24 protein-coding genes, 1 tRNA gene and 1 pseudogene are annotated in these 24,737 nt (G+C 68.6%); 7 read left to right on the top strand and 19 right to left on the bottom strand.

The features are described 5' to 3' along the window. Positions 1–38 precede the first annotated feature (38 nt). Together ACZ418_RS12435 and ACZ418_RS12430 are read left to right on the top strand one after the other, a co-directional pair. Complete coding sequence (locus tag ACZ418_RS12435) at positions 39–995, top strand: Ppx/GppA phosphatase family protein (RefSeq protein ID WP_468362309.1); 957 nt, start codon at positions 39–41, stop codon at positions 993–995. 444 nt (positions 996–1,439) lie between these two features. Continuing rightward, the gene (locus ACZ418_RS12430; RefSeq protein ID WP_468361146.1) at positions 1,440–2,819 is read left to right on the top strand and encodes an NAD(P)/FAD-dependent oxidoreductase; all 1,380 of its coding nucleotides are present in this window, start codon (positions 1,440–1,442) and stop codon (positions 2,817–2,819) included. Positions 2,820–2,926: 107 nt separating this feature from the next. Here ACZ418_RS12430 and ACZ418_RS12425 read toward each other — a convergent pair whose 3' ends face one another. Both ACZ418_RS12425 and ACZ418_RS12420 read right to left on the bottom strand, forming a co-directional pair. Further along, a complete protein-coding gene (locus tag ACZ418_RS12425; RefSeq protein ID WP_468361144.1) occupies positions 2,927–3,523 on the bottom strand; it encodes a hypothetical protein in 597 nt (198 codons plus the stop codon). A 252-nt stretch (positions 3,524–3,775) separates the two neighbouring features. Continuing rightward, positions 3,776–4,435: a hypothetical protein gene (locus ACZ418_RS12420; RefSeq protein ID WP_468361141.1), complete on the bottom strand. Its 660-nt coding sequence runs from the start codon at positions 4,433–4,435 to the stop codon at positions 3,776–3,778. A 249-nt stretch (positions 4,436–4,684) separates the two neighbouring features. Between ACZ418_RS12420 and ACZ418_RS12415 the strand changes: the two genes are divergently transcribed. Beyond that, positions 4,685–5,977: a class I SAM-dependent methyltransferase gene (locus ACZ418_RS12415; protein ID WP_468361138.1), complete on the top strand. Its 1,293-nt coding sequence runs from the start codon at positions 4,685–4,687 to the stop codon at positions 5,975–5,977. A gap of 58 nt (positions 5,978–6,035) precedes the next feature. On the opposite strand, the gene ACZ418_RS12410 is transcribed toward ACZ418_RS12415, so the two are convergent. Both ACZ418_RS12410 and ACZ418_RS12405 read right to left on the bottom strand, forming a co-directional pair. After that, positions 6,036–8,564 carry an ABC transporter permease gene (locus ACZ418_RS12410; RefSeq protein ID WP_468361135.1) on the bottom strand — a complete coding sequence of 843 codons (2,529 nt, stop codon included), beginning with the start codon at positions 8,562–8,564 and terminating at the stop codon, positions 6,036–6,038. Beyond that, positions 8,564–9,334: an ABC transporter ATP-binding protein gene (locus ACZ418_RS12405; protein WP_468361132.1), complete on the bottom strand. Its 771-nt coding sequence runs from the start codon at positions 9,332–9,334 to the stop codon at positions 8,564–8,566. The genes ACZ418_RS12410 and ACZ418_RS12405 overlap by 1 nt, the downstream gene beginning before the upstream one ends. A 446-nt stretch (positions 9,335–9,780) precedes the next feature. Between ACZ418_RS12405 and ACZ418_RS12400 the strand changes: the two genes are divergently transcribed. The 4 genes and pseudogenes from ACZ418_RS12400 to ACZ418_RS12385 all read left to right on the top strand — a co-directional run. Next, positions 9,781–9,867: transfer RNA gene (locus ACZ418_RS12400), tRNA-Leu, on the top strand. An 816-nt stretch (positions 9,868–10,683) separates the two neighbouring features. Then, positions 10,684–11,070: a hypothetical protein gene (locus ACZ418_RS12395; RefSeq protein ID WP_468361129.1), complete on the top strand. Its 387-nt coding sequence runs from the start codon at positions 10,684–10,686 to the stop codon at positions 11,068–11,070. A gap of 604 nt (positions 11,071–11,674) precedes the next feature. After that, the gene (locus ACZ418_RS12390) at positions 11,675–13,399 is read left to right on the top strand and encodes a hypothetical protein (RefSeq protein ID WP_468361126.1); all 1,725 of its coding nucleotides are present in this window, start codon (positions 11,675–11,677) and stop codon (positions 13,397–13,399) included. A 31-nt stretch (positions 13,400–13,430) separates the two neighbouring features. Further along, positions 13,431–13,535 (top strand): annotated as a pseudogene (locus ACZ418_RS12385) (tyrosine-type recombinase/integrase); the annotation flags it as partial. Positions 13,536–13,562: 27 nt separating this feature from the next. Here the strand turns inward: ACZ418_RS12385 and ACZ418_RS12380 are convergent. From ACZ418_RS12380 to ACZ418_RS12310, 15 genes are all read right to left on the bottom strand, one after another. Next, the gene (locus ACZ418_RS12380) at positions 13,563–14,822 is read right to left on the bottom strand and encodes a tyrosine-type recombinase/integrase (protein WP_468361123.1); all 1,260 of its coding nucleotides are present in this window, start codon (positions 14,820–14,822) and stop codon (positions 13,563–13,565) included. 19 nt (positions 14,823–14,841) lie between these two features. Further along, positions 14,842–15,054, bottom strand: a complete 213-nt coding sequence (locus ACZ418_RS12375) for a helix-turn-helix domain-containing protein (protein ID WP_356314058.1) — start codon at positions 15,052–15,054, stop codon at positions 14,842–14,844. 2 nt (positions 15,055–15,056) lie between these two features. Continuing rightward, the gene (locus ACZ418_RS12370; protein ID WP_468361119.1) at positions 15,057–15,245 is read right to left on the bottom strand and encodes a hypothetical protein; all 189 of its coding nucleotides are present in this window, start codon (positions 15,243–15,245) and stop codon (positions 15,057–15,059) included. A 3-nt stretch (positions 15,246–15,248) separates the two neighbouring features. Next, positions 15,249–17,114 (bottom strand): ATP-binding protein, encoded by a 1,866-nt coding sequence (locus ACZ418_RS12365; protein ID WP_468361116.1) that lies wholly within the window; start codon positions 17,112–17,114, stop codon positions 15,249–15,251. Beyond that, positions 17,111–17,986 carry a bifunctional DNA primase/polymerase gene (locus ACZ418_RS12360; protein ID WP_468361113.1) on the bottom strand — a complete coding sequence of 292 codons (876 nt, stop codon included), beginning with the start codon at positions 17,984–17,986 and terminating at the stop codon, positions 17,111–17,113. The genes ACZ418_RS12365 and ACZ418_RS12360 overlap by 4 nt, the downstream gene beginning before the upstream one ends. A gap of 162 nt (positions 17,987–18,148) precedes the next feature. After that, positions 18,149–20,215, bottom strand: coding sequence for a plasmid transfer protein TraB (gene traB, locus ACZ418_RS12355; RefSeq protein WP_468361110.1), 2,067 nt, complete (start codon positions 20,213–20,215; stop codon positions 18,149–18,151). Between the two features lie 27 nt (positions 20,216–20,242). After that, a complete protein-coding gene (traA, locus tag ACZ418_RS12350) occupies positions 20,243–20,833 on the bottom strand; it encodes a plasmid transfer protein TraA (RefSeq protein WP_468361107.1) in 591 nt (196 codons plus the stop codon). After that, positions 20,833–21,357 (bottom strand): hypothetical protein, encoded by a 525-nt coding sequence (locus tag ACZ418_RS12345; protein WP_468361104.1) that lies wholly within the window; start codon positions 21,355–21,357, stop codon positions 20,833–20,835. Before ACZ418_RS12345 ends, traA begins: the two co-directional genes overlap by 1 nt. A gap of 17 nt (positions 21,358–21,374) precedes the next feature. Then, on the bottom strand, positions 21,375–22,013 hold the full coding sequence (locus tag ACZ418_RS12340; RefSeq protein ID WP_468361101.1) for a GGDEF domain-containing protein: 639 nt from the start codon (positions 22,011–22,013) through the stop codon (positions 21,375–21,377). Beyond that, positions 22,010–22,411 carry an RRQRL motif-containing zinc-binding protein gene (locus ACZ418_RS12335; protein ID WP_468361098.1) on the bottom strand — a complete coding sequence of 134 codons (402 nt, stop codon included), beginning with the start codon at positions 22,409–22,411 and terminating at the stop codon, positions 22,010–22,012. Before ACZ418_RS12335 ends, ACZ418_RS12340 begins: the two co-directional genes overlap by 4 nt. After that, positions 22,411–23,226, bottom strand: coding sequence for a DUF2637 domain-containing protein (locus ACZ418_RS12330; protein ID WP_468361095.1), 816 nt, complete (start codon positions 23,224–23,226; stop codon positions 22,411–22,413). Before ACZ418_RS12330 ends, ACZ418_RS12335 begins: the two co-directional genes overlap by 1 nt. Before the next feature lie 5 nt (positions 23,227–23,231). Next, positions 23,232–23,474, bottom strand: a complete 243-nt coding sequence (locus tag ACZ418_RS12325) for a hypothetical protein (protein WP_468361092.1) — start codon at positions 23,472–23,474, stop codon at positions 23,232–23,234. A gap of 104 nt (positions 23,475–23,578) precedes the next feature. Then, positions 23,579–23,794: a hypothetical protein gene (locus tag ACZ418_RS12320; RefSeq protein WP_468361089.1), complete on the bottom strand. Its 216-nt coding sequence runs from the start codon at positions 23,792–23,794 to the stop codon at positions 23,579–23,581. Further along, positions 23,794–24,306 (bottom strand): hypothetical protein, encoded by a 513-nt coding sequence (locus ACZ418_RS12315; protein ID WP_468361086.1) that lies wholly within the window; start codon positions 24,304–24,306, stop codon positions 23,794–23,796. Before ACZ418_RS12315 ends, ACZ418_RS12320 begins: the two co-directional genes overlap by 1 nt. A gap of 118 nt (positions 24,307–24,424) precedes the next feature. Beyond that, complete coding sequence (locus ACZ418_RS12310) at positions 24,425–24,721, bottom strand: hypothetical protein (RefSeq protein WP_468361083.1); 297 nt, start codon at positions 24,719–24,721, stop codon at positions 24,425–24,427. Between the last annotated feature and the right edge of the window lie 16 nt (positions 24,722–24,737).

Below are 24,737 nucleotides of genomic sequence, written 5' to 3'. Positions count from 1 at the left end.
CCGCAGAGGTCCGCAGCGGCTTCTTCGCGTACCGGCCGATGGTTCCGGAGGGCTTCTCCCGGGTAGCCGCCGTCGACTGCGGCACGAACTCCATCCGGCTGCTGGTCGCCGACGTCGACCCCGCCACCGGCGAACTGCTGGAGCTGGACCGGCGCATGACGATCGTCCGGCTCGGCCAGGACGTGGACCGCACCGGCCGGCTGGCACCTCAGGCGCTGGAGCGGACCTTCGCCGCGTGCCGGGAGTACGCCGAGGTCATCCGTGAACTCGGCGCCGCCGAGGTGCGGTTCGTCGCCACCTCCGCCTCCCGGGACGCCGAGAACCGGGACGACTTCGTGCGGGGAGTCGTGGACATCCTCGGCGTCGAGCCCGAGGTCATCTCCGGCGACCAGGAGGCCGAGTTCTCCTTCACGGGGGCCACCAAGGAACTCAAGGGGCGTGCCGACCTCGCCAAGCCGTACCTGGTCGTGGACATCGGCGGCGGCTCCACCGAGTTCGTCGTGGGCGAGGAGCACGTCCGGGCGGCGCGGTCCGTGGACGTCGGCTGTGTGCGGATGACCGAGCGGCACCTGGTGCACGACGGCAAGGTGAGCGACCCGCCCACCGAGGAGCAGATCGCCGCCATGCGGGCGGACATCGAGGCGGCCCTGGACCTCGCCGAGGAGACGGTCCCGCTGCGCGAGGCGCGCACGCTGGTGGGCCTCGCCGGGTCCGTCACCACCGTCTCGGCCATCGCGCAGGAGCTGCCGGAGTACGACTCCGCGCGCATCCACCACTCCCGTGTCTCCCGCGACCGGGTGCGCGAGATCACCGAGTGGCTGCTGCGCTCCACGCACGCCGAGCGCGCCGCGATCCCGTCCATGCACCCCGGCCGGGTCGACGTCATCGGCGCGGGCGCCCTCGTACTGCTCGCGATCATGGAGCGGATCGGCGCCGAGGAGGTCGTGGTGAGCGAGCACGACATCCTCGACGGCATCGCGTGGTCGGTGGCGTAGCTCTCTTTTGTTACTAGCGGGTAGCCGACTGCTGAGCAGGTCGGATAACGTTTGAGCGGCATGGAGGGGCCCTTCGGGGCCCCTTCGTCGCGACCGCTCCGGGAAAGTTCGTGAAGTTCTTCACAAGGAATTCGGCCCGGTCGGGCCGCGAAAAGGTGCCGGTTGGCCCTTCCGGGCGCCAAAAGGTCGTTTGAACATGTTCAGATGGCGGATGCGGGCTGCCGCGGAAAGGGTCGTTCCGGGGGTGTCACGGCACCCTCACGGCCGCCCCGCCGGCCCGGAGAGGCAGCTCACACGGCATTGGCAACGGCCCCGGCGGTACTGCGGTTCCCGTCGGCACTCATGATCTGCGTCACGCGGGTCGCGGAGTGTAGCACAGGCCCTGTCAGAGCTTGTGAAGGGGCGCACGAGCACCCCCTCTGAGGCGGGTGGATACTCGATGGCATGAGCACCACGGAGCGTCCCAGGATCCTCGTAGTAGGCGGTGGGTACGTAGGCCTGTACGCAGCTCGGCGCATTCTCAAGAAGATGCGCTACGGAGAGGCGACCGTCACGGTCGTCGACCCCCGGTCGTACATGACCTACCAGCCCTTCCTCCCCGAAGCCGCCGCCGGCAACATCTCCCCTCGCCACGTCGTCGTCCCGCTGCGACGCGTGCTGCCGAAGGCGGAGGTCCTCACCGGTCGGGTCACCACCATCGACCAGGACCGCAAGGTCGCCACGATCGCCCCGCTGGTGGGCGAGGCGTACGAGCTGCCCTTCGACTACCTCGTGATCGCGCTCGGCGCGGTCTCCCGCACCTTCCCGATCCCCGGCCTCGCCGAGCAGGGCATCGGCATGAAGGGCATCGAGGAGTCCATCGGTCTGCGCAACCACGTCCTCGAGCAGCTGGACAAGGCCGACTCCACGACCGACGAGGAGATCCGCCGCAAGGCGCTCACCTTCGTCTTCATCGGCGGTGGCTTCGCGGGTGCGGAGACCATCGGCGAGGTCGAGGACATGGCCCGGGACGCGGCCAAGTACTACAAGAACGTGTCCCGTGAGGACATGCGCTTCATCCTCGTCGACGCCGCCGACAAGATCCTCCCCGAGGTCGGTCCCAAGCTCGGCCAGTACGGCAAGGAGCACCTCGAGGGCCGCGGTGTGGAGATCTACCTCTCCACCTCCATGGACTCGTGCGTCGACGGCCACGTGGTGCTGAAGAACGGCCTCGAGGTCGACTCCAACACGATCGTGTGGACCGCCGGCGTCAAGCCGAACCCGGCCCTCTCCCGCTTCGGTCTGCCGCTCGGCCCGCGCGGCCACGTGGACTGCGAGCCGACCCTCCAGGTCAAGGGCACGGACTACATCTGGGCCGCCGGTGACAACGCACAGGTCCCGGACCTCGTCGGCCGCAAGGCGGGCAACGAGAACGCCTGGTGCCCGCCGAACGCCCAGCACGCGCTGCGCCAGGCCCGCGTCCTCGGCGACAACGTGGTCTCCGGTATGCGGGGCTTCCCGCAGAAGGAGTACGAGCACGCCAACAAGGGTGCGGTCGCCGGTCTCGGCCTGCACAAGGGCGTGGCGATGATCGTCATGGGCAAGATGAAGATCAAGCTCAAGGGCCGCCTCGCCTGGTACATGCACCGTGGCTACCACGGCATGGCGATGCCGACCTGGAACCGCAAGATCCGCGTCTTCGCCGACTGGACGCTCGGCATGTTCCTCAAGCGCGAGGTCGTCTCCCTGGGCGCCATGGAGAACCCGCGCGAGGAGTTCTACGAGGCCGCGAAGCCGGCGCCGGTCGCCGCCGCCAAGACCGAGGAGAAGGCCAAGGCCTCCTGACCCCGGTCATGTGAACACGCCGAAGGGGCCGCCTGCCATCCGTGGTGCGGGCGGCCCCTTCGGCGTGTGCGGACACCGGCGCTCGCCGGGCCCGGGGGACGCTCCCGTCAGGTGGCCACGGCGGGTCCCTCGGCCTGCCGGGGGCCGTGGTGCGGGGCCTTGATGCTGTCGAGCACCTGTCGGTAGTCCCGGTCGACGGTGGCCCGCTGGGCACCGGTGCCGACGGTCATGACCATGATCGACTGCTTGCCGTGGTCGACGAGGCGGATGTGCCCCACCTTGCCGTCGGCGCCGACGAGCTTGGCCTCCAGATAGTGGTCGCCGTCCTTGGTGCCGGCGTGGACGTCGGTGCTGTGCAGCCGGGCGCGGGTGTCGGTGCTGTTGTAGCCGTCCACCGCGGCCTTGAGGCCCGTCCTGAGGTCCCACGGCTTGGTCGGGGCCTTGCCGGACCCGTCGAAGACCGAGAAGCCCAGGGCCCCGTACCCGGTCGGCACCACGTAGTCACGGCTGTTGACTCCCTGATCGCTGTACTTGTGCACCACGGGTTTTCCGGGGAGCCGGACGGTGATGCCGCTCGGGGAGTCGGTGACCTTCTGCCACTGCGTGGCGGCGAACGCGCTGCCCTGCGACAGCACACCTCCGGTGATCACCGTCGTCGAGGCGGCGAGCAGGGCGAGACGCTGGACCTTGGAAAGACGAATCATGGCAATGCACATCCGATGAGGAGAAGGGGAAGCCCGGTACGTCATCCATTACGGCCGGGCCCCCGGCGCGCGTCATGCCCCTGCAAGTCGTGGCTTGACCGATGGCGCGGTTTCGCGCACACTCCGCACCCCATCTGCGTGGCTCGGCATGTTGCTCGGCAAACACCCCGAAGGACCTCCTGCCATCCGTGGTGCGGGAGGTCCTTCGGGGTGTGCGGGCCCCGGCTCTCGCCGGGGCCGGTGTCGTCCCGGTCAGATGGACTGGGCGGGTGCCTGCGGGTCCTGCGGGGTGCCGCCGTGGGGAACGTGAATGCTCTGGAGCACCTGCTGGTAGTCCTGGTCGACGGCATGCTGCTGGTCGCCGGTGCCCACGTTCATGATCTCGATCGCGTGCTGGCCGAGGTCGATGACGCGGATGTGTCCCGTTGTTCCGTCGGTGCCGACGAGTTTCGCCTCCAGATAGTGGTGGCCGGAGTCCCTGCCCTCCTGGACATCGGTGCTGGTCAGCTTTCCGCTGGCAGCGCCTCTGTTGTAGGCGTCCAGTGAGGACTTGAGACCTCCCTTGAGGTCCCACGGGCTGTTCGGATCCGAGCCGGCGGGCCCGTCGAAGACCGAGAAGCGGAGTGCCCCGTATCCGGTCGGCACCACATAGGCACGGCGGTCGACTCCGTTGACGGACTTGGTCTTCACCTGAGGCTTTCCGGGGAGCCGGACGGTGATACCGCTGCGGTCGGTGATCTGCTGCCAGTGCGTGGCGGCGTCGGGGCGGCCGGTGGCGGTGGCGGTGACGGCTGCGGTGTGCGGAGCCGCCGTGGCCGCGAACGCGGAGCCGTGCGCCAGCACACCTCCGGTGATCACCGTCGTCGAGGCGGCGAGCAGGGCGAGACGCTGGACCTTGGAAAGACGAATCATGGCAATGCACATCCGATGAGGAGAAGGGGAAGCCCGGTACGTCATCCATTACGGCCGGGCCCCCGGCGCGCGTCATGCCCCTGCAAGTCGTGGCTTGACCGATGGCGCGGTTTCGCGCACACTCCGCACCCCATCTGCGCCCATACAGCTGTTTTGCTCAGTTGTAACTCCTTTGCGGGGCTGCGCCGGAGGGCCAACGGTGTTTACGTGGTTACCGGCATCCGGGATCTCGTCTTGGAGGTGTGCGCCATGGCCGACGCCGCGTCGCGGCTGAGGAGTCTTGCCGAGCAGGGGCTGGGAGTCCCGCTCCCGGTACGGATCCGTGCCTGGGACGGGTCGGAGGCCGGGCCGCCGGACGCGCCGGCGCTCGTCGTGCGCAACCGCCGGGCCCTGCGCCGCATGCTGTTCAAACCGGGCGAGCTGGGCCTCGTCCGCGCCTGGGTCGCAGGTGACCTGGACATCGAGGGTGACCTGTACACCGCGCTCGACGCCCTGGCGGGCCTCGTCTGGGAGCGCGGCGAGGACGCCCCCGGACTCCTCCAGTCCCTGCGCGACCCTGCCGTCCGGGCCGCCGCCCGCGAACTGCTGAAGCTGGCCGGGCCGCCGCTCCCGCCCGCCCCGCCGCGCGAGGAGGTCCGCAGACCGCGCCGGCATCTGCACACCCGGCGCAGCGACAAGCAGGCGATCAGCCACCACTACGACGTCGGCAACGACTTCTACGAGATCGTCCTCGGCCCCTCGATGGTGTACTCGTGCGCCTACTGGGAGGACGCCGGCACCCTGGAGACCGCCCAGCGGGACAAGCTCGAACTCATCTGCGCCAAGCTCGGCCTGACTCCAGGTCGGCGGCTGCTGGACGTCGGCTGCGGCTGGGGCTCGATGGCGATCCACGCGGCCCGGGAGCACGGGGTGAGCGTCGTCGGGGTCACGCTGTCGCAGGAGCAGGCGGCGTACGCCCGCAAGCGCGTCGCCGACGAGGGGCTGACCGACCGGGTGGAGATCCGGGTCCAGGACTACCGGGACGTGCAGGACGCCCCGTTCGACGCCATCTCCTCCATCGGCATGGCCGAACATGTCGGCGCCGAGCGGTACCTGGAGTACGCCCGCCGGCTGCACGACCTGCTGAAGCCCGGCGGACGCCTGCTCAACCACCAGATCGCCCGCCGCCCGCAGCAGGACGAGTCGTCGTACGCCGTCGACCCGTTCATCGACGCCTACGTCTTCCCGGACGGCGAACTCGCACCCGTGGGCACCACCGTCACCCAGCTGGAGCGCGCGGGGTTCGAGGTGCGGGACGTGGAGTCGATCCGCGAGCACTACGCCCGCACCCTGCGCCGCTGGGTCGCCAACCTGGAGGGGGAGTGGGACCGCGCGGTCCGCCTCACCGGCGCCGGCCGCGCCCGCGTCTGGCGGCTGTACATGGCCGCCTCCGCGCTCGCCTTCGAACGCAACCGGATCGGCGTCAACCAGGTCCTGGCGGTCCGCACCCCGGAGTCGGGCGCGTCCGGGCTGCCGCTGCGCACCCGCACCTGGAACACCTGATCCGGCTACGGCAGAAGGGGGCCCTTTGCTCGGGGCCCCCTTCACCGTCGTACGACCGCTACTCGGCCTTGATCGCCGCCAGCATGTTCAGCCTGGCCGCGCGCCGGGCCGGCCACAGCGCGGCGAGGACGCCGACCGTGCCCGCCAGCAGCAGGAAGGCCGCCATCCGGCCCCAGGGCAGGACCAGTTCGTACGTCGGCATCTTCGTGCCCAGCAGCTGACCGGCCGCCCAGCCGAAGAACACGCCCAGGCCGATGCCGAGCACCCCGCCGAACAGGGAGATCACCAGGGACTCCAGGCGGACCATCCGCTTGACCGCCTTGCGGTCCAGGCCGATCGCGCGGAGCATGCCGATCTCCTGGGCGCGTTCGAAGACGGACATGGCCAGGGTGTTGATGACGCCGAGGACCGCGACGATCACCGCCATGCCGAGCAGGCCGTAGAGCATGTTCAGCATCGTCGTGAAGATCTGCGCGATGCTGTTGGAGATGTCCTGCTTGTCCTGGATCTTGATCGCCGGGTTGGTGCCGAGGACCTTCGTCAGCCTGTTCTTCGTCGCGTCGGAGGGGCCGTTCGCCGTCTTGACCATGACCTGCATGTCGGCCGGGTCCTTCAGGTGCGGGGTGAGGACCTTGTTGTCGAGCATGATGCCGTTGATCATGTCGTTGCCCTCGTAGACACCGGCGACCGTCAGCGTCCGGGCCTTGCCGTCCTCGAAGTGCGCCGTGAAGTGCGAACCGGGCGTCCAGCCGTACTCCTTGGCCCGGTCCTTGTCCACGACGATCTGCGAGCCGCCCACCGTGAACGTGCCCGCGTCCACCTTCAGGTCGGTCAGCTTCCCGATGGACGAGCCGTCGACCCCGGTCAGGAACTCGGTCTTGCCGTCGATGCGGGACTCGGCGTCGCGCAGCGGGCTGCTGGCGGTGACGCCGTCGGCGGCGGCGAGCTTGGTCGCCACGTCCGGGGAGAGCGGGGAGCGGTTGGCCATCGAGACGACGTAGTCCGCGCGGATCGCCGAGGAGGCCATCTTGTCGATCGCGGTCTGCAGGCTGCCCGCCATCACCGTCATGCCGGTGATCAGGGTCAGGCCGATCATCAGCGCGGAGGCGGTGGCCGCCGTACGGCGCGGGTTGCGCACCGAGTTCTGGCGGGCCAGCTTGCCCGAGACACCGAAGGCGCGCAGCACCGGGGCGGCGGCCGCGATCAGCGGGCGGGACAGCAGCGGGGTCAGGATGAACACCCCGATGATGAGCAGGACCGCGCCGATGCCCATCGGGCCCTGGGCGGAGTCGGCGTTCATCGACGTGGCCGCGAGGACCACCGCGACGCCGGCCGCCGCGAACAGGGCGCCGAGCGTGTTGCGCAGCACCAGCGACTTGGTGGTGGCCTTGGCATGCACGCTGCTCATCGCCGCCACCGGCGGGATCTTCGCGGCCCGGCGGCCGGGCAGCCAGGCGGCGAGCATGGTGATGAGGATGCCGACCGCGAGGGCGGCCACCACGGTGCCGGGGCTGATCACCAGCGGCCCGTCGGGGACGCTCGCGCCGAAGGAGCCCAGCAGCGAGCGCAGGCCCGCGCCGATGCCGATGCCGGCGGCGAGCCCCGCCACACCGGCGACCGCGCCGACCGCGAACGCCTCGATCAGCACCGAGCGGGTCACCTGGCGGCGGGAGGCGCCGACCGCGCGCAGCAGGGCCAGTTCCCGGGTGCGCTGGGCGACCAGCATGGTGAAGGTGTTGGCGATGATGAACGTGCCGACGAACAGCGCGATACCCGCGAACACCAGCAGGGCCTGCTTCAGACCGCTCATCGAGTCGGCGATCTGCTTCGCCTGGTCGTCGGCGAGCTGCTTGCCGGTGGTGGTCTCCGCCAGGTGCGCGGGCAGGGCCCTGTCCAGCTCGGCCTTCAGCGCGGACTGGCTGGTGCCGGCCGCGGCCCTGACGTCGATCTCGTCGAAGGTGCCCTTCTTGCCGAACAGTTGCTGCGCGGTCGGCGTGTCGAACAGGGCGAGGCTGCCGCCCGCCGACACATTGCCGTCGTCGGTGGTGAAGATGCCGGCGAGGGTCGGGGTGAGGACCGGGCCGTTCACGGACAGGCGCACGGTGTCGCCGACCCGGTAGCCGGCCCGCTCGGCGGTCCTGGAGTCGAGCAGGACCTCGCCCGCTCCGCGCGGGGCGTGGCCGCTGACCAGCGGGTACCGGGCGTCCTTGGTGCCCCAGTAGTTGCCGCCGGCGGACTGCCAGTCGCCGCCGACCAGTTTGCCGTCCTTGCCGGCGACGGCGGTGAAGCCGCTGACGACACCGGTCGCGGAGGCGGCACCCGGGACCTTGGCGGCCTTGTCCAGCGTGGCCCGGGTCAGGTCGGACAGCTTGCCGACCTTGTCGCCCTTGGAGTCCTGGTACTTGGGCTGTACGGCGACGTCGACCTGGTCGAAGCCCTTGGCGGAGCTCTTCTGGTAGGCGTCGGAGATGGTGTTGGTGAAGACGAGCGTCCCGGAGACGAAGGCCACGCCGAGCATGACGGCGAGCACCGTCATCAGCAGCCGGGCCTTGTGCGCGAGGACGTTGCGCAGGGCGGTGCGGAACATCAGGAGGTACGGCCCTTCGCGTCGAACTGCTTCATGAGGTCGAGGACGGAGTCGGCCGTAGGACCGTGGATCTCGTCGACGATCTGGCCGTCCGCCAGGAAGACCACACGGTCCGCGTACGCGGCCGCCACCGGGTCGTGCGTCACCATGACGACGGTCTGGCCCAGTTCGCGCACGGAGTTGCGCAGGAAGCCGAGGACCTCGGCGCCGGAGCGCGAGTCGAGGTTTCCGGTCGGCTCGTCACCGAAGATGATGTCGGGCTTGGAGGCCAGGGCGCGGGCGACGGCGACACGCTGCTGCTGGCCGCCGGAGAGCTGGGAGGGCCGGTGGCTGAGCCGCCCGGACAGGCCGACCATCGCGATCACCTGATCCAGCCAGGCCTTGTCCGGCTTCCGCCCGGCGATGTCCATCGGCAGGGTGATGTTCTCCAGGGCGGTCAGCGTCGGCAGCAGGTTGAAGGCCTGGAAGATGAAGCCGATCTTGTCCCGGCGGAGCCTGGTGAGCTGCTTGTCCTTCAGGGAGCCCAGCTCGGTCTCGCCGATCCGCACCGAGCCGGAGGAGAAGGTGTCGAGGCCGGCCACGCAGTGCATCAGCGTGGACTTGCCGGAGCCGGACGGGCCCATGATCGCGGTGAACTCGGCCTGCCGGAAGTCGACGGAGACCCGGTCCAGGGCGACCACCCGGGTCTCACCCTGCCCGTAGATCTTCGACAGCTCCGTGGCGCGTGCGGCCACGGCGGTGGTCCGGCCGGCGGTGGGTGTGGTGGTCACGGGACGGTGCTCCTGTCGGGACGACGTGTGTTCCAAGGGGACCGCTCCATCGTCCCGGCGCGCGGCGCGCGTGTAGTCAGTCGCTGTTCCGGTTCCGGAGGCCGACTCGGGTCGGACGGGAGAGCGCGGCGTCATACCTGGGGAGGACGGCGACCCTGAGACCGGCACCGCCCCGGACGGCCGCCGACTCGCCGTCGACTCGCTCTCGAACCGCTGTCCAACGATGTCGAGAACGGGTGGAACACCCTCGTTCGGACGGTGAAATTCCGTCATTCCACGTACGGCCGTACCCACGTCACGTCAGGCTGTTGGCAAGTGCGGATGGCCCGTTCCGGGGGCTGATGCACCCTCAGACGTCAATAAAATAAGACAACATCGGTCCGCCCTACCGCTGTTCGGGGGATGCGTCCCGATAGGCTCGAACCTCGAAGCGGAGCCCATGGCCTGCCCGGATGGTGGAATGCAGACACGGCGAGCTTAAACCTCGCTGCCCCTTCGCGGGCGTGCCGGTTCAAGTCCGGCTCCGGGCACCACCTCGTCTGCTACGCAGGAGGCGGGCCGCCCTCGGGGTGACCCGGAAGTGGCCCGCTGGTTGCAGTTCTGGTTGCAATTGCGGTTCCCGCAGCGCGCCGCCGAGCCGTTTCGCGGCATCCTTCGTCAGCTTGCGCCCTGCTGATTCGGTGACGCTTAGTGACCGACAGAGGCAGTCGCTCCCACGGTGCGCTAAGGGCAGCGCCGGGGGCGCACCGCGCAGCTACGGGGCTTGTTGACCCCCGGCCCGACGACACAGGCCATGGTCGACCGTTGGGCGCCACGTGGTCGAGCAGACTCGGACAACATCTCCAGAGACTCCCCGGCGGCCTGGCAACGCCCTGCTTTACGCGCAGGGCGTCAGATCGGCTGGGCCCAGGGAGCGTTCGTATGGCCGGACGGCGTGCTCTGCGTTGAGCAAGGCGTCATCGCGCCCTCTTTTCGATGCTGCGCGGCCGCGCCTTACGAGGCCCGGTGGCGGTCGCCGTGGTGGCGGTCGAACACCCAGGGGTCTGCTTCGGGGGGTTCGCCGCAGACGTCGCAGACGCCGGGGCGCGGGAGCACCTCAATGCAGTTGTGAGCGAAGCCGCCGGGGCCGTCGTAATCGCGTTGCGCGACTCTCAGGCAGTCCCGGCCGGGTCAGCAGCGGCCACAGCAGTCGGGACCATGATGGTCGGGTCTACCTTCTTGCTGCACCCTCCTCTGACTGCACACGTAGTACCACCCCTCCCCGTGGACCTGGTGCGAGGTGCGACACCTGCCGCTTCTACGTTCGCGCCCACGACGACGCCGGCCAGACCGGCCCCTGGAGCAAGGCAGTGACCACCGGCATCCCGCTCGACGACCGCGCGACGGCACTGCACTACACCGGCACCTGGAAGTCGGTAGCGGCATCCTCCGCTTGGTCCGGCATCGAGCGCACCTCCGCCACCAAGGGCGCGTACGTGTCCTTCTCGGCGGATGGCACCCAACTGCGCATAGTCGCAACCCGGAAGTCGTCGGGCGGGCGCTTCGCGGTCTTGGTGGACGGAAAAACGGTCGGTACGGTGAACGCCTACGCCGCGACGACGGCCTACCGGCAAGTGGTGTTCACCTACACGCTCGGCACCACCATCACGACCCACAAGGTGCAGTTGCGGGTCCTCTCCGGCAGCACACCCGGACGATCCACCGTCATCCTCGACGCCATCATGGCCACCCGCTGAGTCGGCCTGCCCGGCCGTGAGGCTGCCACGACAACGGCAGTCACGGCCGATGCGGTCGTTCCTCCGCCGTCACCGAAAGGGGCAGGGCCGGTCTGAAGACCAGAGGCTGGCCGACGCCACCGGAGAGCCAGCATCCAAAAACACAAACCTCAGGCTGCTGACCTGGGTTTCTCTCTGCAGCGGGTGACGAGAATCGAACTCGCGCTGTCAGCTTGGGAAGCTGCGAGCATTTGGGAGCGGTTTGGGCGCTGAGCTGGGCGAACGGACGGTTCGTGGCCTCGTCAGGCTGGGCCGCTTTCACCGTGGTTCCCCGCTGATCCCCGCTCGGTCTGGTGCGGTTGTGGTGCGTCTGGTCCTTGCCTCACGTGACTCAACGTCCTGCAATAGCCGCCCGAGCAGTCTCACAGGTCCCGTCCGGCTCACGGTGGCATTACGGCGACGCCACCGAGGAATGTGGCTCTCCTCATGACCCATGCGGTGCCGTGGCGGTTGACTGGCATGTTCGTTGACCCGGTGGCAGGGCTCGCTCATGCCAGTCGGCGAAGTTACCACATAGGGCGACTCGTCGAGGGGTGAAAGGCGGCCGCCAAATGGCGCACACGAGATGTGGGATTCAATCACTTCCGACAAGACTGATCTTGGAACGCTAAGAGGCAGGGAGGTCGCAGTGGAGCCGTCTAAGGAAGCTTTCGCGAAACAAGTATTCACCCCGCACGATCGCATCACTCTTGCCCTTCTCGATAACCTTAAATCCTGGCGCCTGCGGGCAATTGAGCGAGTGGTTTTCTCTAAAGCGATGTGGTCAGAGCGAGATCGCGAAATTCATGTCAGGCCTTTTAGTGAAGTAGTGAGTGCTCCGGAAAATGGAGGCTTGAGTGTTGGCGGCTTGGCGGAGGACTTGGAGATTCTCAAGAGTGAAGACCCTAAGAACCTAATTGAAAATGGCGGCATTTGTCTAACTTTGCCCATTACGGAGCTCCCAAAGGTTCCACTCCTGGATCTACGCATCAGCGTCGCGGAAAAAAAGGTGTATCGAACTCGGATGGACGACAGTGCGCGAATTCAGGCGCGTTACATCAGATATCTGAGTGCAGACATCGGAGAACCGATCGGTGAAGACCTCGAGGATTTCCTGGCCGCGCTCTTCTATTTTCCAACTCAGGCATACGATGAAGTGTGGCGGAGCCCTAGGACTAGATTTCTGTCCGAGCGGAGGAAGACCCGTCATTACCTCAATCAGGACCCGTGGCTGAAGTCTGCAGTGGAGGATAGTCTTTATGATCACTGGTTCCACACATGTAGCGAAGTCACAGAGCTAGTGAGGGAGCTGGCCCACAGGGAACACCTGAGTGGCACGGAGAATCCCCTCATTGCGCTCCCGCATTTTGTTCGCGAAAAGCGAAATAGCGGCCACTTCAAGTTGGGAGGCTGGGATGAGCCGGAGAGGAAAATCACTAGTCTGCTAATGACTTTGCGGGATTTTCTCAAGATGGCTGAAGGGGAAAGCAAGGCTGAGACCGTTGCAGGCAGAGCAGCCAGTAAGATTCTCGACGCGTACGCGACGTATGGTTACCGATGGATGGCATTTTCGAAGTGCATTGTTCCTCTCGATAAGCCATTCATTATCGAAGTAAAGGAGGAACGCTCTGTCTTCTTTTCATTCAAGTGGAGCGGTCAGTACAGAAGCGCCAGAGTGATCCCCGTTGGAGAGCACTTCGGAAAGACTGCATGGAAAATGGTGTCTTTTGCTGACGCGGAGACAAATCACGTAAGTATCCGTGTTGCAGATACGTCGGTTCGACTGCGTCGGAAATGTGTGGCGCTGGACGCGAGGTATAAACCTGCGGATAGGGAAGTTGATGAAGAGAGGAGAACGTTCGAGCTCTATCTCAGGCACTCAAGCCTAAAGCGCCCCGAGCGAATGTGGATTAAGTGCCACCTCCGGCTTGTTCGTGTGACCTCAATCTTCCTCTACCTCGCCATGATCATTACCGCCTTCGGTATCTACTTGCTAATTTGGCGTGGTGTAGCGGAAACTCCCAAATCCACCGCCCCGGCGAGATACCAGGTCGCTATGGACGGCGATACAGGGACTGTGACGTCGGTCAAGGATGGTAAGGACTACACGCATGGCCTTACAGCCAAGGATGTCACGGTGGTTCTCGTCCCTGTCGCCTTTGTCGCGTCATTTCTGCTTGTTAAAGACTCGTCTACCCTGGTGGTGCGCATCCGTAGACTAAGGCAGGCGATCCTCGTGGGCGAATTGTTCGTGCTGCTGGCTGTTGCCTTCTCCCTATTTGCGGCACGTAACATCTGGTCGTCTCCATAAAGAAGTCTGGAAGCATAGATGCTCAATGTGACCCCAGGGCGGTCAACTGCGGCGCAGCAACTTCCGCGACGACTGGGTCAAGGCCCGGAAGGCTGCGGGCGTCACTGCCGAACTGCACTTCCTCCGTGCCCAGCACCACTTCGCGAGATACGCGACTCGGCATCTATTGCCCTCCCCACAAGGCGTCACCGACCCTGTGCGCGGCCTCCTTCGTCAGCTTGCGCGTCGCATGTGCGTAACGCTTAGTGACGGCGAGGGAAGAGTGCCGGAGGATCTGCTGGACGACCCTGATGTCCACTCCCTGCTCCAGCATGAGCGTGGCTGCGGTGTGCCGGGCGTCGTGCGTACGGGACTCGCGGATGCCGGCCTCCCGCGCGAGCTCCTTCCATTCCTCCCAGTCGTCACGGGACGGAATCGGTCGCCCGTCCGGGCGAGCGAACACGAGGTCCCAGTCCTCCCACCGGTCGCCGGCCGCGAGCCGCTCCTTGGCCTGGGCGGCCTTCTGGGCGCGTAGCTGGGGCAACAACTGCGGGGGGATGTCGAGAACCGGGCCGCTGTCCTCTCCTTCGTGCTTCGGTTCCTTGAAGTACCAGGCACCACCCGTGCGCTCCGGGCAGTAGCGGGCATGCGACTCGCACCCGGGCACGCACTTCTTGCTGTGATACCGCGTACCGCATGCGTGCGGATCAGCACAGCCATGCCGATAGCGCCGCTTCTGCAGCTGAAAGACCTTGACGGTGCCCTCGTCGAGGTCCACATGCGACCAGCGCATGCCCAGGGCTTCGCACTGCCGGAGGCCGAGGGCGAGAGCGACCGACCAGCGGGCACCGTTGCGCCTGCGCTTCGAGGCCTCCAGGAGGCGCCGGGCCTGCTTCTGCGAGTAGGGCTCGAAGGCCTTGTCCCGGTGCCGAGGTGCATCCACGAGAGTTGCGACGTTGCGTGCGACCAGTCCGCGTCGGTGGGCCATCTTCAGAGCGCGGCTCAGGATCTGGTGGATCATGAGCAGCGTCTTCGAGCTCAGCTCACCCGACTCTGCGAGCTTGAGGTAGAGGGCGTCCAGGTGCTCCGGCTCCAGGCGGTCGATCCGGTGTCGGCCTATGTTCGGGATGATGTGGTGCACGACCTTCGGGCGGTACGTCGAATCGATCGTGTGCTGGGCAGCCGTGCGAGGGGCGATGGTGTCGAGCCAGGTACGCATCCACGAGGCGACCGTCGGCGGGCGACCGGGTTTTGCCACCTGGCCCGCGGTTCTGGCGTTCTCCAGCTTCCGTATCTTCTCGGTCACCTCGGTTTCGGTCTTGCCTCGTCGGTGACGACGGTCCGGGCTGCCGTCCGGCTTCGTGCCGACGGTCACCCAGCCGTGCCAGGAGCCGTCCTTCTCGCTGTAGTAGATCGATGAGCGCAGGTTGGGCTTGCGTCCCATGCAAGCTCCCTTCCAGTGGTCAGGCCGCGGGCGGCTCATTGAGGAGGCTGTCGACGAAGGCCTGCAGATCTGTGCTGCGGATGCGGCGCAAGCGGCCGATCTGCACAGACTTGAGATGGCCGGAGCCCATGAGCGCGTAGACCTTCGTGCGGCCGATCTGCAGCACTTCGGCGGCCTGCTCGGCGGTGAGCAGGAGGCGGGGGAGAGTGGTGGGCTCGATGGCGTGGGACATGGTCAGGACTCCTGTAGGTCGTAATCGGCGGCTTCGGCGGTGGGCAGGGTGACGGTGAGGTAGAGGCGGACCAGTCGGCTCGGCGGGCGGTCCGGGTAGGGGCGGCTAATGTCGAGGACGTCCAGGGCGCGGGCCAAGCGATCGGCCATGGCGCGGACTTCGGCTTCAGTGCCGTGGAGGCGGATGCGCATGGTTCAGCTCCTGGTGATGGATGTCGGGTCGCAGCCCGGATGCGTGGTGGCACCGTCGGCGGCGAGGACGGGGTCGAGGGGGCTGCCGCAGCCCTGGCACAGGAGCGCGGCAACAGAGAAGAGGTGCGAGTCAGCACCCGGAGCGCCCGTAGCACCCGGGGGCGGGACTTCGGCCTGGTCAGTGGGGGCATGGTTGCCGGGTGCTCGGAGCGGGCCAGCGCCCGGTGGAGTGCCCGCAGCGCCCGGAGGGGCGAGGTGTCGGGTGCTGTGGATGCCCGCGCGGGTGCTGGGGTCCGTGTGAGCGCCCGGGGATCGTTCCTGGTCAGCGGTCGGTTCGGGTGCTGTGGGTGCTCCGGGTACTGAAATGCAGTGCTTCTCTGATGCCGTGAGGCTGTAGAGGCGCGAGCGGTTGCCGTCGGGCTGGCGCTTGGAGTCGTCGACGTCGATGCCGATCGTGCGCAGCGCGGGGGCGAGCCGCTTGAGTTGGCCGGCGGCGCGGGTGGCGTCCTTGGGCCACTTCTTCGGCAGTTTCTCCGGTGCGGTGACACTCTCCAGGAGCTGGGCAGCTGTAACGGTGATGCCGTCGGGGCCGGACGACCGTACGAGGTCGACGACGGCCTGGGCGAAGGGCTCGCCGTCCAGGACGTCGGCCACGGCGTCGGCGGCGGTGGCCTTGTAGGAAGCCTGCGTGTTCCAGCCGGTGACGTGGTCGACGGCGGCCAGGACGCGGGCGAAGTCGGCCATCCGGGGGCGTTCGGTCAGCTGCACATTGGGGAGGGCTTTGAGGACCTTGGCGAGCAGGTCGAATAGCGACGCGAGGATGGCCGGATGGGCTTCGGCGTATGCGCGATCGAGTTCGGCTTCCTCGCGGCGCTTGTGGTCGGGGATCAGCTGCAACTCGATCGTCAGCAGTCGCTCGGCGAGGTCGCCGGCGAGAGCTCCCGCATCGATCGTCGTCATTGCCAGGACTCGTCGGAATTCGAGGACTACGACGTCGTCATCGGTGAATAGGGCACGGTCGACCACACCGTCGCCGGTGACTGCACGACACAGCGCGTCGGAGAGCCAGTCGGGAATGATCGAGACGTTGTCGAGGCAGATTGCCCAGGAGTTGAAGGCCTGCACCGACCAGGACTTCAGATCGCGCGGGGCGGTGCGCTTGGGAGCTCCGGACGGGTCGATGATGCCGATGACCATGGCCGCGCCCTTGGACTTGCCGGTGCCCTGCTCGCCGCGGAAGGCGAGGATCGGGTGCGGCAGGTCAGGGATGAACGCGGCCACAAGCCATGCCGCCAGGAGGTGGAAACCCTCGTCCGTCGTGTTGAGCAGGTTCCGCAGCTTGGCCAGGCCGTCGCCGTCCCGGACGGGCGCAGGCAGCGGCTTCATCGCACCGGAGCGACGGAAGACGACCGGCGAGTCGGACAGCATCTGCCAGCCGTCGGGACCAACGCTGACGCAGCGGCCGTCGGAGGTGCCGAGGTCGATGAGGATCCGGTCGTCGTGGCGCGCGACGCGTAGACGAGGGGTGCGGGGATCGGCGTTGGCGGCGAGGCCTTCCAGGACGGTCATGGCGTCGGCAAGGGCGGATTGTGAGGGCACGGTTCCTCCGTTGACGTCGGTGTAGATGCGGGCGAGCTGGGAGCGCAGGCCGGCCTTTCCTCGGAGAGGGAGGGCGAGGTTGGGGCCGTCGACCTTCACGCCGTAGGGGCGGCCGTCGTCGGACATGAACAAGTCGTAGCGCTCGCGGGCGAGGGCAACGAGCTGGGATGCCTGGGAGGGACCCTTCTTGTCCGGGTCGACGCCGTGGCTGGCGAGGATCTCCTTGGCGAGCGCGGCCGAGCCGTTGGCGCCGTTGACGTGCTGGGTCATCGGGCACCTCGCGCGATGCGACGGGCGGCAGATGCGACCGTGGCGCGGGCCTCGGGTTCCGGTAGACCGACGCGGGTGGCGGCCTCAATGAGCGCGTCGGCAAGGGCGGGGCCGTCGGTGGTCTCGTACGCGCGGCAGGCTGCCCAGTAGAGGCGGTCGTTGCGCCGGCCCTCGGAGGCGTCGAGAACGAACTGGACCAGGGCGAGCGCCTTGCGTCCGGCGACCGGCAGCGGGCTTGCCATCGTCGGCGCCGGGGTGGGCGGAGTGAGCAGCTGCAGCAGGCGGTGTGGGAGGTCGCCGAGGGCCTGGTGCTCGGTGCCGGGGACGAGCGTGTAGATGCCGCGATTGCTGGTGGAGCCGGGGCCGACCAGGTAGCCGCCGGTGCCACGGACGTCGATGCCGGGCGCGAGGCGGCCGACCGAGTTCGGGATGGTGCGATCGGCAGGGCCACGGAGCCACAGGTGTCGGCCGCCGCTCGGGGTGGCAACCGTGATGGTGGCCGGGACCTTGAAGCCGTGTTCGTCGGCCAAGGCTGCGAAGTTGGCGATGCCGTCGATGTCGTTCTTGATGTCCAGGTCGATGCCGATCAGGTGGTGCGGGGCGCGTCCGCAGGCGATGCCATAGCCGGTGGCCCACGGTGCGGCGGCGAACAGGGCACGTACGGCGTCGGGGTCGGTGGTGGCGTCGTGGATGCCGTGGCCGACCTGCCCGCATTCGCCGTGGCAGCGGATGCGCCGGCGCTCAGCTCGGTGCGGGGAGCGGACGGCGGGGAGTTTCGTGCGGCTGAGCGGGATCACCGCCAACCCGCGGTGGGCAGCGCTCAGGGCGTGGGCCACGGCGGTGTTGTGGGCGGGGTGGGAGTGTGCGTTCACGAGGGGCCTTCCTGGGGTTCCGTGAGGGCTGGGCTCTCGGGTGTCAGGGGCGTCAGGTCGGGGATGTCAGACGCGTCTGACGGGGGTCGCGCGCGCGTATGACCCGTGCGTTTGGGCCGGTCGACGTCAGCGATGTCAGACGCGTCTGGCGCGTCAGAGCCGTCAGGCGGCCTCGTCCTCGTCGTCGCGGACGATCCGATACACGCCGGTCTCTTCGGTCTCGGCGAGGCGGCCGACCATGACGAATTGGGCGACCTGGCCCGAGACCCAGGCTCGGGAGCGGCCGTGGCGGTCGCAGTGCTCCATGAAGTCGGCGGGGCGGACGATGGTGCGCCCCTCGTCCTCGAACTCCTGCAGCAGGTCTTCCATGGCTTGGCGCGCCTGCTTCGGCGTGAGCTTGATCTTCGGGGTAGTGGGCGGGCGCTCGCTGAACTGCAGCACGGTGGTGGGGAGCGGGATCTCCTGCTCGGGGTCGATGCTGTCCAGGCCCTCGTCGTCCTGGTCGTAGCCGTCGTATGCGGTGAAGGCCACGGCCTGGTCGTCGTCGGCGGCCTGCGCGACGGCGCGCGGAGCGTGGCTGGGCATGGTGGTGTCCTCCTGGGCGGGCTGGGTGTCAGGGGCGCCGGGCAGCGGGTAGCGGGGGCGCTGGGTGTAGTGGCGTCCCGCGACCTTGGCCGCGGCCTGCGAGGTGACTGGGTCGACTGCGGCGCGTATGTCCGCGAAGGTGAGCGCGACCCACTCCAGGTACTCGCGGGCAGAGAGGTAGTCCCGCAGCGGGGTGGCCCAGAACGTCTCGGGTATGCCGTTCGCGACCAGGTAGCTGTAGCCGGGCTTCTTGTCCTTCCACGCGTGTGGGGCCGCGCCGGCGTCCAGCACGTCGTCGTCCAGGGCGAAGCCGGCGTCGGTGTCGTTGCGGACGCCGTGGCACCAGGACGAGCCGAGGGAGGCACGGGTGTCGGTGGAGACCTGGTTGTGGGAGGCGCGCTGCATGGAGACGACCAGAGACACTCCGGCCGACCGGGCCTCTTGGGCGATGCCGGTGAGGGCGTCTTCGTCGGTCTCGCGGAGGGTCTTGGCAGCTTCCTCGAACCAGCCGATCAGGTAAGGCATGCCGGGCGAGCCGTCGGCCTGGGGCTCGGCGCAGGCCGGTTCCCACTGCTTGTAGCCGTACTTGGCCAGCCACGCCGTACGTGCCGGGATCACCGCGTGCAGGGCGGCGACCATGGCCTTGGTCGACGGCACATCGAGGGCGGCCCAATCGAGGGCAGGCAGCAGAGGGCCGAAGGTCTGCTCGGCCTTGGCAGGGTCGGAGGCCCAAACGACCACGTCCCGTCGGGTGACGACTTCCGCGAGGGCTGTGAGTCCGCCCTCGGACTTGCCGGAGCCGGTCATGCCCATCACCAGCAGATGCATGGCGTTGCGGGCGGCTGTCGAGTTGCCGGGGAAATACATGACGGCCGGGGTGCCGTCCTCGTAGATTCCGACGTGCACCGGGTCGGCGATCGATCCGCCCGGGTGGGAGGGACCGGGGCAGGGGACTGTGTTCTTCAGCAGATCGCGAGGGACGATCACGATCTCGCCCCGCGAAGCCGATTCAGGATCCGGGGCGTGGCGGACGGCATTGGGCGGGACGTCCAGGGCAGATGCGAGCTTGGGCAGGGCCTTGGAGACGTCGTCGGTGGTGAGTTCGCCGCGCGGCAACTGGTAGCTGATGGTGGCCTTGTTGGGGGCGGCGTCGGCTTTGGTCGTCATGGTCTTGGCCAGGCCGACCTTTTCCCAGATGCCGCCGTCGGCGCTGCCAGTGGCGTCGGGGTTTCGGCGCAGGATCTGGCGGATGTTCCAGGACAGGGCCAGGGCGGGACCGCCGATGAAGTACAGGCCGGCCAGCGGTCCGGCGTCGGGCCCGGCGATGGCGGCCGCGGTGAACCAGCTGGTCCCGGCGGCCACGGTGACGGCGGAGTGCAGTCGGCGCTGTGCGGTCGTGGACTTGCCCGCTGCCCACGTCGCGCCGGTGAGCGCGACCGAGGCGAGCGTAAGGCCAGCCGTGGCGGCGGCGTTGTCCGCCCAGTAGATATGGGCGGGCCAGGAGACCAGGCCGGTCCCGATTCCGGCGAGCCACGGCGGCAGGTGCGGCTTGAGGCGGTGCAGCAGGTACTCGATCACACCGCCGCCGCCCTGAGCGGCGCGCAACTGCTCTTCGATCAGCTGCTCGGGGGTGGGCTGGGACACGGCTTGGTCCTCCTGGTACGCGGGGGGTCAGAGGTTGAAATCGAAGCGGCGGCGGCCAGCAGCAGCGCGGCGGTTGTACGGGGCCAGCTCCGGTTCGAACTCGCGCTGGAAGGCGGCGTAGGTGGCCACCGCGTTCTTCGCGGCGGCACGGACCTCGTCGGCGGTCTTCTTGAGCTTCTTGGACACCCGGCGGGCCCGAGCACGGGAGGCCATCCGGCCGCCCTGCGGGTCCGGCACCTGGCTCAGTGCCGCTTGCAGGACCTCAGCGGCTCCGGCGAGCTCGAAGGACAGCTGGAGGAAGACGCTGCGGGCCTGGTCGCAGTAGTTGCGGACGTCCGTGCTGTTGAAGAACTGCGGGTCCGCGAGCGGGCTGTGCCCAGGCCTAGTGCCGCCGCCGGCGCTGCGGGCGAAGAACCCGTCGCCGGGTCCGGCGTTGGGCTTACCGTCCTGGGGGCCGCCAACGTGGACGTGGTAGTGCCGGTCCCCGCCGCGCCGGGAGCCGCCGTTGGCGCGGCCATTGCTGCGGCCCGTGCCGTTGGCCGATGGCCCTGGTGCTCCGGTGGTGTCGCGGAACGCGGTGAAGTCGTTCTTCCACGTGTTGCCGTTGGGCGTGGTCATCAGTCGATCTCCTCAATCGGTGCGGTCTTCGCGGTGTGGCGGGTGCGCAGCCACAGCACTTGCGCGGTGACGGTGAGGGCGATCCAGATCAGCGGCAGCGGCCGGGTGAGCGGACCGAAGCCGACGGCGAGCGCGGCCCACGCAGCTGTGACGGAGCCGAGTGCGGCGAGTGCGCGACGCCAGCGGCGGATCGAGCGGTCGTCGGCCGGATGCCGGAGGTTCATCCAGGCCAGCCAGCCGAATGGGATGCCCGCGGCGGGGGCGAGCACGATAGCGGTCCACCACGCGAGCACGTGTACGACACCGGCGGCGAGTAAGGCGGCGACGGCCATGCCACTCGGGGCCCAGCTGCGGCGGGTCTCCCACAGCCAGACGCCGATGGCGCGGACGGCGCGCTGAGCGAGCGTGGGTCGTTCGGGGACGACCAGGACGATGGGCTGGGCATCCCGGCGGCGGGTGCGCGGGACGTGGACGGTGCGTGCGCCGCCGTAGGCGACCTTCCGGGCCCGGCTTCGATTTGGCATGAGGAGTCGGAGTCCTTTCAGCTGGAGGAGAGGGCGTTGTGAGTGCCACGTCGTCCCGCGCGACGGCCTGCGGTGGTGGCGTGGGTGGGCTGCGGAACGGCGTAGCGCCAGCTGGTGCCCAGCTGCTTGGCCCCGTACATGGCCTCGTCGGCGGCCCGAAGGCGGAGATCGAACGGGGCGCCCGGGCTGTCGACCGGGCGGCAGATGCCGATAGATACGCGCGGGACGATCGGCGCCGGGCGGTCGATGTCGACACTGTCCTGCAGGCGGCGGATCAGGCTGTTGAGGTCGAGAGGCGCGAGGTCGTCCAGGTCTGCTACGGCTGCGAACTCGTCACCGCCCAAGCGGCCGGCGAACCCGCCATGTTCGGCGCACCAACTCTGCAGGCGCTGACCGATCGCGGTGAGCAGGGCGTCTCCGGCGGCGTGCCCGAAGGCGTCGTTGACGTCCTTGAAGCGGTCGACGTCCAGGAGCAGGACGCTGAGTGGCCGTCGGGCCGTCGCCCGTATGGCGCGGGAGGTGAACGCGGCGCGGGTGGGCAGGCCCGTCAGCGGGTCGACGCGGGCAATGCGCAGGCGGCGGGCGAGCCACAGGCTGTGGGCTGCCCAGGCCGCCAGAGGCGGCAGGGCTACGGCCACGATGGTCGGGTCGGTCACTGGGTGAACTCCTGTTCTGTGGCACGGGTGCTGGGTTCGGGGTAGGCGCAGAGGACGCAGATGCCGAGCGAGCGTGGGATGCAGTGGCCGTAGGTGATGCCGCACTGCGGGCAGGTACGGCGGGCCAGCATCGCCAGGGCGAGGGCTCCCCACTTGCGCGAGGTCATCGGCCGGACCGGTTTGGCATCGGCTATGCGGTAGAGGTAGGCGACGCGCTGGTGGCCGTGGCGGGTGTAGACGAGGACCTGTGCGACTACGGGCTGACCGCCGGGCCGCAGCCCTCGTGCCCGCAACTGCCGGCGGGTGGCGAGCCCGTCCGGGGCCAGGCGCCAGGGATAGGTCGGGATCCCGTGCCGAGCGCCGGTCGGGTCGTAGCACTTGGCGTATGCGGTGCCCATCAGCTCTCACCACCGGTGAGCACCAACTCGGCATCCGTTGTCGGCTCGTCAGCTGATTTTGGCTCCGGTGCCGGGCTGTCGAGGGCGGCGTCGCGGATGCGGCCTGCGCGGCGGGTGCCGATGCCGTAGGTCTTGATCAGCCACGTGGCCGACGGCTCCTGCCCGGCAGCGGCGCGCTCGCGGGCTGCCTCGATCAGCTCCTCATCCGTCGGTCCCGGGGACAGGGCCTGCCGCTTGCCACCGTCGCTGACCGGGCGGCGGGGCTGCCGCCGCTTCGGCTTGGCAGGGGCTGCCGGAGGAATCGGCAGCGGGGGCGCCGCCATGGCGGGTGGCGGGGTCTGCCGTCCGTCTTCGGCGGCAGGAGTGCCGGACGCGGGCGCGGCAGGGGGCAGGGCGCGCAAGTGCGCCATGTGCACGAGCAGTCCGAGGACGACCGGCGGGATTGCGGAGACGGCGACGATCAGCGGCCAGGACACGGCGATCACGTGTGAGGCGATGGCGTGATCGACCGCGTTGCCCGCGACCGACAGCACGATCGCGCCGATGGCGTTCGCCTTGGCCCACGCGCGGGCCCGGATGCTACGGGTGGAATGCCCCAGCCACACGCGCACGGCGGTCATGGCGTAGGCGTCGGTGGTCAGCGGTAGCAGCCAGGACAGCCACGGCCACCAGCCGGTACGCATGGCCAGGTCCTGCAGGGCCGCGTACGAAGACGCAGCAGCGGCCAGGCCGACGGCACCCATCCCTGCGTACAACAGCCAGTCGTGGCGTGGTACTTCAGTCTCGGCGGGCCCGTTGAGGGTGTCGGTAGTCATCGCGCTCAACCGAGGGAGTTGCTCAGGCCGGAGACGACGGCGACGACAGACTGGGAGACGGCGCCCTTGACGCCGTCGGCGAAGCTGCCGGTCATGTACAGGCCGATCAGGATGCCCAGGATCAACGTCGACCAGCGGTGTTCGGTGAAGTAGCAGAGCATCCCGGCGACCAGGACCAGCAGGAGCAGGACGGAGATGGTCACCGTGGGAGCTGCGGCCGGGGCTGCCAGCAGGATGGGGGCGGACACGAAGGCTCCTTCAACAGGGCTGTGGAAAAGGGAGGTGGTGGGACCGTGGCCCGCCCCGGCGCGGGATGTGGGGGTCAACCGCGCGGGGCGGGCGGCAGGGGCGGCTACTGGCGGCCGGGGCCGCGCTCGTAGGCGGCGATCGTCAGGTCGATCAGGCCGGGGTCGGTGCAGTAGCCGGTGTAAGTGCCGTTCGCGTGCCAGACGTGCCACCGGCAACCGAGTACGCCGGGGGTGCCGGCGCAGACGGCGAGGTAGGCGCGGCGGCGGATGACGGGCGCGTCGGGGAGCGTGACGTTCTGCGGCAGCGGCGAGGCGTCCATCAGGCGGCCTCTTCCTCGTCGGCCCTCAGCTCGGCGAGCCGGGCCGCGGAGGGCCCCAGATCGCAGTGGTCGGTGAGATGCTGCAGCTCGCGGGCGAGGGAGTAGTCGTCGGAGACGGTCACCTCGCGGTAGTCGCCGCACACACACGGCACGAGCAGTGTCCAGCGCGGCTCTGGCATGGAGCCGGGCTGGGAGGCGAAAGTGTGGTGCAGCCAGACGCCTTCGTCCAGGTAGCTGACCGCGCTCGGACCGATCGCCCACTCGTACTCGATCCCGTCGACGTACAGCGCCGGGTAGCCGGCCCATTCGTCGGCCTGAACGACCTGGGCGAGGGTGTCGGGGAAGGCCTCCTGTGTCTGGTCGTCGGCAAGCTGCAGCGCCATCCGCACCTGTGCTTCGATCCGTTCGCGCTTTTCCCGCTCCCATTCCAGCTCAACGGCCTTGCGGGAGGCGGCGGCCAAGGCCAGGAGGCGGCGCAGCCGGGTCTCCGGGGCGGTCGTGGTGTCGGTCATCGTGCGGTCCTCCTCGCGTGAGTGGGGTGGCAGATGTGGGTGCGTGCGGCGCGGCGGGCAGCACGCTGGTTGCGATATGCGGGGTGCCAGCCGCACGCGGGGCATCGCGTACGGGCGCTCATGCGATCCGCCTCCCGACCAGAGCCGGCGTCTCGCCGTCGACGGCGGCCAGGGCCTCACGGGTGAGCTGCGGGGCGTACTCCGGCAGGGCGTTGAGCTGGTCCAACGTGTCGATGAGCACCGTGAGCGGGAGCGCCTGGCCGTCGTAGTACGCGGAGACGGCGGCGCAGGTCGCGGCCAGTAGTTCGGCGTGGTCATGCCGCAGCGCGGCGAGCTGACGGCGGAGCTGGCCGTTGGCGGCCGTCAGCGAGGCGACCGTCGGACGCGGGTGGTTAGGGAGAGCCCGAGTGGACATGAGGGGAAAACCTCCA

The sequence above is a fragment of the Streptomyces sp. NPDC030820 genome, from assembly GCF_055572075.1.
The sequence above is the reverse complement of the archived record's forward strand: the minus strand, read 5'-3'. Positions and strand labels throughout refer to the sequence as shown.

Bases quoted from the DNA above. Each gene is read 5' to 3' on its own strand.
- ACZ418_RS12435 (WP_468362309.1), top strand. From the start codon at position 39: ATGGTTCCGGAGGGCTTCTCCCGGGTAGCCGCCGTCGACTGCGGCACG.
- ACZ418_RS12430 (WP_468361146.1), top strand. From the start codon at position 1,440: ATGAGCACCACGGAGCGTCCCAGGATCCTCGTAGTAGGCGGTGGGTAC.
- ACZ418_RS12425 (WP_468361144.1), bottom strand. From the start codon at position 3,523: ATGATTCGTCTTTCCAAGGTCCAGCGTCTCGCCCTGCTCGCCGCCTCG.
- ACZ418_RS12420 (WP_468361141.1), bottom strand. From the start codon at position 4,435: ATGATTCGTCTTTCCAAGGTCCAGCGTCTCGCCCTGCTCGCCGCCTCG.
- ACZ418_RS12415 (WP_468361138.1), top strand. From the start codon at position 4,685: ATGGCCGACGCCGCGTCGCGGCTGAGGAGTCTTGCCGAGCAGGGGCTG.
- ACZ418_RS12410 (WP_468361135.1), bottom strand. From the start codon at position 8,564: ATGTTCCGCACCGCCCTGCGCAACGTCCTCGCGCACAAGGCCCGGCTG.
- ACZ418_RS12390 (WP_468361126.1), top strand. From the start codon at position 11,675: ATGTGGGATTCAATCACTTCCGACAAGACTGATCTTGGAACGCTAAGA.
- ACZ418_RS12380 (WP_468361123.1), bottom strand. From the start codon at position 14,822: ATGGGACGCAAGCCCAACCTGCGCTCATCGATCTACTACAGCGAGAAG.
- ACZ418_RS12375 (WP_356314058.1), bottom strand. From the start codon at position 15,054: ATGTCCCACGCCATCGAGCCCACCACTCTCCCCCGCCTCCTGCTCACC.
- ACZ418_RS12370 (WP_468361119.1), bottom strand. From the start codon at position 15,245: ATGCGCATCCGCCTCCACGGCACTGAAGCCGAAGTCCGCGCCATGGCC.
- ACZ418_RS12365 (WP_468361116.1), bottom strand. From the start codon at position 17,114: ATGACCCAGCACGTCAACGGCGCCAACGGCTCGGCCGCGCTCGCCAAG.
- traA (WP_468361107.1), bottom strand. From the start codon at position 20,833: ATGACCACGCCCAACGGCAACACGTGGAAGAACGACTTCACCGCGTTC.
- ACZ418_RS12345 (WP_468361104.1), bottom strand. From the start codon at position 21,357: ATGCCAAATCGAAGCCGGGCCCGGAAGGTCGCCTACGGCGGCGCACGC.
- ACZ418_RS12335 (WP_468361098.1), bottom strand. From the start codon at position 22,411: ATGGGCACCGCATACGCCAAGTGCTACGACCCGACCGGCGCTCGGCAC.
- ACZ418_RS12330 (WP_468361095.1), bottom strand. From the start codon at position 23,226: ATGACTACCGACACCCTCAACGGGCCCGCCGAGACTGAAGTACCACGC.
- ACZ418_RS12320 (WP_468361089.1), bottom strand. From the start codon at position 23,794: ATGGACGCCTCGCCGCTGCCGCAGAACGTCACGCTCCCCGACGCGCCC.
- ACZ418_RS12315 (WP_468361086.1), bottom strand. From the start codon at position 24,306: ATGACCGACACCACGACCGCCCCGGAGACCCGGCTGCGCCGCCTCCTG.
- ACZ418_RS12310 (WP_468361083.1), bottom strand. From the start codon at position 24,721: ATGTCCACTCGGGCTCTCCCTAACCACCCGCGTCCGACGGTCGCCTCG.